Source organism: Vibrio anguillarum (assembly GCF_001989995.2).
Classification (GTDB): Bacteria; Pseudomonadota; Gammaproteobacteria; order Enterobacterales; family Vibrionaceae; genus Vibrio; species Vibrio anguillarum.
In genome coordinates this window covers 1-8,126 of record NZ_JAHGUP010000010.1, presented here as the reverse complement: position 1 = coordinate 8,126, position 8,126 = coordinate 1, and the positions used below count along the sequence as shown (strand labels likewise).

General features: G+C 46.0%; 6 protein-coding genes. All 6 read right to left on the bottom strand.

Features of this window, described 5'->3' with window-relative positions; genetic code table 11:
• Nucleotides 1-159 precede the first annotated feature (159 nt).
• Nucleotides 160-552, bottom strand: coding sequence for a DUF2750 domain-containing protein (locus PL85_RS02285; protein WP_017043973.1), 393 nt, complete (start codon nt 550-552; stop codon nt 160-162).
• Between the two features lie 100 nt (nt 553-652).
• The gene (locus PL85_RS02280; RefSeq protein WP_115339716.1) at nt 653-1,558 is read right to left on the bottom strand and encodes a manganese-dependent inorganic pyrophosphatase; all 906 of its coding nucleotides are present in this window, start codon (nt 1,556-1,558) and stop codon (nt 653-655) included.
• Between the two features lie 193 nt (nt 1,559-1,751).
• Nucleotides 1,752-3,488, bottom strand: a complete 1,737-nt coding sequence (locus PL85_RS02275) for a glycoside hydrolase family 36 protein (protein ID WP_115339715.1) — start codon at nt 3,486-3,488, stop codon at nt 1,752-1,754.
• A 205-nt stretch (nt 3,489-3,693) separates the two neighbouring features.
• Nucleotides 3,694-6,156: a trimethylamine-N-oxide reductase TorA gene (gene torA / locus PL85_RS02270; protein WP_010318624.1), complete on the bottom strand. Its 2,463-nt coding sequence runs from the start codon at nt 6,154-6,156 to the stop codon at nt 3,694-3,696.
• Nucleotides 6,157-6,180: 24 nt separating this feature from the next.
• A complete protein-coding gene (gene torC / locus PL85_RS02265; protein ID WP_026028567.1) occupies nt 6,181-7,365 on the bottom strand; it encodes a pentaheme c-type cytochrome TorC in 1,185 nt (394 codons plus the stop codon).
• 51 nt (nt 7,366-7,416) lie between these two features.
• Nucleotides 7,417-7,593, bottom strand: a complete 177-nt coding sequence (gene torE / locus PL85_RS02260) for a trimethylamine N-oxide reductase system protein TorE (protein WP_010318622.1) — start codon at nt 7,591-7,593, stop codon at nt 7,417-7,419.
• Nucleotides 7,594-8,126 lie beyond the last annotated feature (533 nt).

The following is an 8,126-nucleotide window of genomic DNA, read 5'->3' as shown; positions in this document are numbered from 1 at the left end:
CTAAGCGGAGAAGAGCCCTTGAGATAATCCATAGGTCACTAAATTAGCAAAATCCCTAGCACACAAATGTCCAAAAATGACCTAGAAATTGATCAAACTATACTGTCATCTAACATTTAATCGTGTTGAAAAAAGAGCTTCTATCAGAAGCTCTTTGAGTTAGCGATTTTTACTGGCTTGCTTTTTCAATTCAAAATCGAACTCGTCGGGAAATAACACAACGCCTTCTTCATTCTCATTGGGGAACACTACCACCGACAGTTCATCTTCTTCTAGGCCCGAAGTCCAACGGCTGTGCCATTTGTTCAAAGAGATCGCTTCCGCTTCACACGCTTGCCACTCGCCTGTTGCCCATGCCTTGGCAAACTCTTGGTTAGGCCACACAGGAACACAATCATCTTCTTCTGTGTTGAGCATGACACAACCGTGCTCATCTTTTAGTATCCAAACTTCACGGTTTGCAACAATGGCTTTAATGCAGTATTTAAAACGTTCTTCTTCATTATAGCGATTGATTGTTTCTATCTGTTCTGTGGTTAATGCGTCTGCCATAGCCCGGCTCCATGCGAAAGTTGGGGAATATAAAAACGCCTACAGTGTAGCACTGCAGGCGTTACATTTAGAATCTTAAACAATAAGATGATAAAAAGGATTAAGCCAATTCAGCTTGCAGCCAAGGCCAACCTTGTTTCTTACGGCTTAAGGTATTTTCCATCATCAACATGTCATCTTGTTCGTGTTTGGCCAGTTTTTCAGCCCATTCACCAGTATAAAGAAGACGGGTCTGCGCGGTGGTAATGTCGGTCAACATCACGGCAGCAAACGCAAGGCCTTCCTCTTCGCAGCGACGAACTAGGTCTGCTTGAATGGCGTCAATCATGCCATCGACTTGTTCAAGCGTTGCCAATTCCACTTGACCAACCACCACATCACGGCCGTTGAATGGGTAAGCTTTCAAATCTTTCTCAACAAGTTGAGCGGCAGATAAACCTTCAATGTCTGTTTTCGCAATCAAAAGCGCTTTAATAAAGGCATCAAGGTCTTCAACCTCAGTAATTTCAGCCAGTGCCAGCACCGCTTCTTTATCTTTTGGTGTGCACGTTGGAGACGCAAAACCGACCGTGTCAGACAAAATCGCAGACATCATCAATATGGCTAAAGGACGTGTGATTGGCGCATTTTCCATCTTGAATAGGTTGAACAAGATAGTACAGGTACAGCCAACTGGCCAAATCCACGCTTCTAGCGGATTCACTGTCATTACGTCGCCTAGGCGATGATGGTCAACAATACCGAGAATTTCCGCTTGGTTGATATCATCAGGTGCTTGCGCAAGATCGGTATAGTCCACAAGCCATACTTTTTCGCCCGCGACGCTAGTACGAAGTTCAGGTTGATCAACACCGGCTGTTGCAAGAATGTGTTGAGTTTCACGGTTAATTTCACCCTGACGAACAGGCGTTGCTTCTAGACCACGTGCTTTAAGTAATTCAGCAGTAACTAATGCACCACAAATGCTATCACTATCTGGGTTTTTATGACCGACAACGAAAATCATCTTTCTTCCTATTTTAATGCTATTTGATGGCCTATCGAAGGTGATAGGCGAGATTGCTCACAAAGGCCGATACTTTACCTGATTTTCAGAATTTGTCATGGCTTGTGGTTAAGAAATTATGGCTAATTTAGCGCAGCATTCCGCTACCCCGAATCATTCAGTTAACCTGAGCACTCTTAACAAGGGCACTCCACTAACAAGAGGTAATCACTGCTCGGCTGGTTAAGCCACTTGCCAAGGAGACTTCAAATACTTTGACTGGCTCTGGCGAAAGCTTATCTCCTGTCCAGTAGTCATACCAATCCACTGGCTGGCTCGCTGTTAAGGTATAGTCACACGCCTCACCTTGGTAATTGAATAAGCAGTGCAGATCATTGCGTTCTGTTAACTTTAAAAATAGGTGATTGAGAGCCAATGAAGTTGGCTTAGCCGCATCTTGGTTGTGTTTGCGCCTAATCATTAACTTATTTAGGCTCTGCTTAGCAAAAGAGGTCAATTCTGGGAGTGGATCACCTGAAAGCAATAAACCACCACACGCAAGCAATACATTGCGATGAAATTCATAGCTGACGCGATCGGTCGATTGATTCGCAAGCGACGTCAGTGTTGCGCAATCAGGATCAATTTGCCATAACTTGCGGTGCTGCCAACTGCGATAAAAAGTCTCTTTAGCGATTTGTTCAAAGCGCTGTGGCGAACGCTCGACATCGTCCGAAACACGCATGGCATCCACCAGCCCCAGTGACGGCCACATCGGCGCATTGCACCCAAGTAACCATGCCTCTCCCGCGCCTTCTGCGATCGCCTGCATCCCTAAACGGTACGCTTCAACCCCCGTCACTCCCGACTGATAACGCCGTCCTTTAAGTGCTCCCCAATAGTTCGCATCCAACTTAAACAGCTCAACCCCCCACTCTTCTTTCATGGTTTTGATCACATGGGTTAAGTATTCCTGCACGTCAGGATGAGAGCCATCCAGCACATACCAAGGTGTACAACGCCAGCCACCGTAGGTTACTTCTTCGGCTTTCAGTGGCTGTCTTTGAGCATTTTGTACAAACCAATCTGGATGTTGCTTAAACAATTGAGATTCAGCTTGTGCAATGAAGGGAGCGAGCCAAATTGCAGGTTTTTCCCCCGCTTGTTTGATCTCTTGGATCAGCGCTTTAACACCACGAGAAAACTTATCGGACGGCGTCAACCAATCGCCCATAAACGCCTGATAGCCATCATCCAGCAGCACCCATTCTAGCCCCGAAAGTTCTCCTTGCATTGCCGCAAGGTTGGTTAGGATGTGCTGTTCATTAACATCGGCATAATAGGCATACCATGAACACCATCCAACGGGCGCAGGTTTTGCCACACCAGCACGCGGCGTATGATGACAACTAATATATTGCGCATACTGTTGATACAAACCTGATAATGAATCACCTTGCAAAATAACGACGGACTCTAAACTGTTATTTGTCCAATCTTGTGGATGGGTCTGCTCACCATCAATGGAAGCGACTAAATAGGTGCCCGTCCTTTCCTCAAGAATTTCAAAATAGCCAGCAAAACGGTGGCAAGAGGTAAAACCAAACAGTTGGTATCCGGTGGATTGTTCAATCACCAGCGTGTTGTAATAACGTTGGCTGTCTTGCTGTGGGTAAATCCGGTAGCTCAAGCTATTGTCAGGACAACGCCCCACATCCACCGGATGATGCGGCGAACCTGCAGTTTGCGCTAGCATTTGAAAACCGTCACCAATCACTCGTGCGTCCGATTCAACGTCAAATAGAGTGCGAAACAGCGAGTAGTGATCGGAAATGGGCGAGTTATGTATTCCTGAATAGGAAAAACTGATCTCATCGCCTTGCAATTGGGCAATCAAATCCGGTTGAAGTAACTCAACTTCTCGATGACATGGCAGAGTGATCGTTGTCATAACACCTCAGTACAAAGTACAAATTGTTGTTCTGGCAGTGTCTAATGAATTCGCGTTGCATGTAAGTTGTTTTGATCACGTTTTCTCTTTGACGTGGCTCCGTATGCTGTTTTATTCAACAATGAGAACGCCCAAGGTACAAGTTTGGATGTGACAAGTAAAACGCCAGCATGTTTGCTGGCGTTTCGTTGAGCTAATGACGGAATTACGCCACTTCGATTGGTCCACCGAATGACGTCACTGGTGGTACTTTACCAGTAAATTTCTCGAAATCGACAATGCAAGTATTGGCTGAAGTGGCTTGCGCCAGCTCAGATGAACCGACATCGAGTGTGAGTGTATTTGGATCGCCATAGGTGCAAATAGCTCCCTCTTTCTCATTCAACGGGCCATACCACGCCCCCTCTTCGATGCGGATCACGCCACGCGGGTAGTAGTCACTTAAGACTGCACCGGCCAATAACTGGCCGCGATCATTAAATACGCGAACTAAATCCCCTGCTTTAATGCCTTTTTGTTTCGCATCGATTGGGTTGATATACACGGGCTCACGGCCATTGACAGCATAGGTCGCGCGATACTCTTCTGACTCACACATTTGTGAGTGCAAACGCTTATCTGGGTGGCAAGATTGTAACCAATATGGATGCTTATCTGAACCCGGACCGCCGTGCGAACGCTCGGTTTTTTCAAACCACATCGGGTGATCTTGGCAATGTTCATAGCCATAACGCCCAATCTTACGTGACGTAATCTCGATAAAGCCAGACGGTGTACCCAGTGCGTTTATCTCAGGGTCTTTACGGAAATCGGCATGGCGAACCCAAGGTTGGCCTTCACCAAAATCCAGTACACTCTGCTGCCAAAACTGTTCAAATTCTGGTAAATCAAATTTACCCGCGTTGGCTTTTTTACAGTCGTTATAGAGCGAACGGACCCACTCCATCTCATCCATGCCGCGTGTGAACTCTTCATGGCGGCCAAAGCGACGCGTCAATTCAGTGAAAATCTCAAAGTCAGTACGCGATTGGAACAAAGGATCAACCAAACGGTGCATGGCAATCAAACCCTTGCCAGAATAAGAACCGTACACATCGATATCATTGCGCTCAAACTGAGTACAGGCAGGAAGAACGATGTCGGAGAAACGGCAAGTCGCCGTCCAAGCAAAATCGATCGTGACGACGGTTTGAAGCTTGCGGAACGCCTTCTTCATTCGGTTACGATCTTGGTGATGATGCCACGGGTTATTGCCTGAAATAACCATCATTTTGTAATCAGGTAATTTTACGCTAGAACCGTTGTAGCGGATCTCTTTACCCGGCTCTAGCAAGCAATCGACCCAACGGGCAACAGGAATTGTTTTACTGTAGCCGTTGTAGTTTTCGTTGTCCCATTTCGGTTTTGAACCCGTATCTAGGTTACGTGGAAAACCGCCGGGCGAGGCAAAACCGGTTGATGGAACCCCAATGCCAGAATAGTGATGTCCGTAGGAGATCCCCCCGCCTGGCAGGCCAATTTGACCAACCATCGCCGCCACAACCGCACCAGCCCAGTAAGGCTGTTCGCCATGCTCTTGACGCTGAATACACCAACCAAACAGTAACTGAGTTCGGCCATTAACGAGCATACGTGCAAATTCGCGGATCTTATCGGCTGTTACGCCACAAATCTCGGCGGCCCATTCTGGCGACTTAACAATCTTATCTTTCGTTTCGCCTTGAACGTACTGAATAAAAGGTTCAAATCCTAAGCAATAGGTTTTGATGAACGCCTTGTCATACAGATCTTCGTTATACAACACATGTGCCACCGCCAGCATAAATGCTACGTCGGTCTGTGGGTTAATGTACCAATGGTCACTGTTTAGGAAGTGCTGAGTTTTATTCTTGACTGGATCAACAGAAATAACATTGATCTCTCCTTTCGCCACTTTTTCTTTCAACTGATCAAGGTAAGGAAAGGATTGGTGCGTTTCACAGTTCCAGCCAACTTGCAGGTTTTTTACCGGGTCGGTCGCCCACAAAACAATGTTGTCTGAATGCTCAAGAATTTCCGACCAAGAGGTTCCTTGGGCATACACTTCTGTCGAACCTAACACGTAAGGAAGAATGGTTTGGCCTGCACCTGTTGAGTAATCGCCCACTTTGGTGATGAAGTTACCGTGCATACCTACAGCGCGTTGCATCATCGCTGTGCAGTTGTGAAATGAACCCGTTTGGTTCCAACCCGTTTGTCCTGCATGCAGCGCCCAAGGGCCGTACTCTTTTTGTACGCGCTCAAGTTCACGATAAAACAGATCCAACGCTTCATCCCAAGTGACGCGGATAAAACGGTTGTTGCCACGTGTTTCGCCGCTGTATTTATGTTTTTTGAGCCAATCAAGGCGAACCATTGGGTAACGCACTCGTGATGGGCTATAGATAATACCTTTGATTCCGTTGAGCATATCAGTGGGGTGCGTGTCTGACTCTAGCGGCTTGACCGATTGTACTTTTCCGCCATACACATGTGCGCGAAATGCGCCCCAATGAGAGCCTGATACTTTCCAACTGCCTGTGGTTTCTGCCGCGTTAGCCGATGTCGAGACCAATAAACTTGGCCCAATAACCGACGCCGCACTGGTGGTTGCTACACCTTTAAGAAAACTTCTTCGTGTAATCGCCATATTTAAAACTCCGTTTGACGTGGATTAATGGTGACCTTCAGCAAAATCTGAAGAGTGTTTTTGTAGGTACTTCAAGACTAACGCTTCGCTGTCTGTGTCGAAGTTGACGAATGCCATCATGCCGTTAAACATGCCAGGCCAAGTGTTCGCATCAAAATGCGCTTCATCCGGTTGGCTATGACAGACAGAGCAGTTCGTTTTATAGGCCTCACCCGCTTTTTCCCAAATAGGATCCACGCTATCGAGCATGGCTTGTTTTTTCATCCACACTTTCGCGTTTACTTTTTCCCAAGGTAGACCGGTAAGATCATCGACACGTTTTTCACCAACAGTGACGATTGCATCATTTTGTGCCGCTTCTTTCATCAAGGAGCCCACAGCGATGTTCATACCAAAATCTTCTTGGATCACACGACCAAAACCTTTTGCTTTACGCCAACCATCAATTTCGATTTGAATCATCTCTCCTTTCTCATCCAATACCGTGACTGCCGATGCTGGGTTCAGAAGGCCGGCTTCGACTTTGGCTTGCGCATCTTCATAAATAGGTAAGAAGCGAACGCTCACCACTTGCTTGCCGACCGAGTAATCGGTTTTAGATGCCAACTGCTCTAGCTCGCCAATCAGTCCACCTGAGCTATCCATATTTTTAGGCAGGTTGTGGGCGATCCCTTTATGGCAATCTAGGCAACTTTGATCTTTTTCCGCTGCTTGTTTCATCTGAATACGCGCGGTTGCCGACATCTGTTCGAAATCCATCGAATCGTAATTGTGGCAATTTTTACATTCCAATGAGTTGTTGGCTGAAAAGCGCTCCCACTCATGCTTGGCCAATTCAATACGGCGCTCTTCGAATTTTTCAGGGGTACCTAAATCACCAAAAACTTGCGCAAACACCTCCTTAGAGGCTTGCATCTTACGCGCAATTTTAGCGGTCCATTCGTGTGGTACGTGGCAGTCTGGGCAAGTGGCACGTACGCCTGAATGGTTTTTCCAGTGCACTGTTTCTTGCAGCTCAACATAAACGTTGTCGCGCATTGTGTGGCAGCTGATACAGAATGCTTCTGTGTTGGTGGCTTCCAGTGCAGTATTAAAACCGCCCCAGAAAATCACACCGGCGATAAAACCGCCCATCGTGAGCACACCAAGGCTGATGTGCACGGCTGGACGAGTCATAGTGCGCCAAATTTTGACTAACAATGATTTCATGATTCGCTCTCTTAAATTTTCGATCAAAAGGATTACGGGTGAACCGTGGAATTAACCGTGCGCACCAGGAGGACCAAAGAGGAACACTTGCAGCATCCAAACAATGAATCCATAACCGCCGACAAAGGCGATACTTAAGATCGGAAAGAGAACCACTGTGATTAAGAGGAAAGACTTCCACTCAAGCGAACGTTTCTCATTACTCTCTATTTTATTAACATCACTCATACATTTGCCTGTTTTGTATTTCAGTCATTTTGAGCAGCTCGACGACAGAGCTCAGCTTATTACCATTTCTGATACGAAATGTTAGACCATACTCTTTGTAGGGTTCAATCGATTCCTACCTTATATAGCAAGGAATCCACTACTTTTTTGAGCTCGCACGGAGTTGTGTTTGATTAAGAATTTATGTATAGAAATGTGAGTAGTTGTGTCAATTTAATTTCTTTTCATAAACGTTAAACAAGAAACAAAAAAGAAACAAAATGAATTGCAAGATAGGATTGAGGTGCGAATTTCTTCCCGTTAAACGCTCAAATGGCAACCGAAATGTAACGCTATTGTTAATAGAATGAGGAATAGTTAGATGTCGATCACCGCTCAGGAATCGGTGTTATATTCGCCCCACTTCAGTGCATAATGCACTGCCCACTGCTGGGTTTTTGTGCACTTCTTGATAGAATTCATCTTACACACTGGCTTTAAAACAGCTTATCCACAGAAAATGTGGATAAGCTGTTTTAAAGGTATAAATAGTG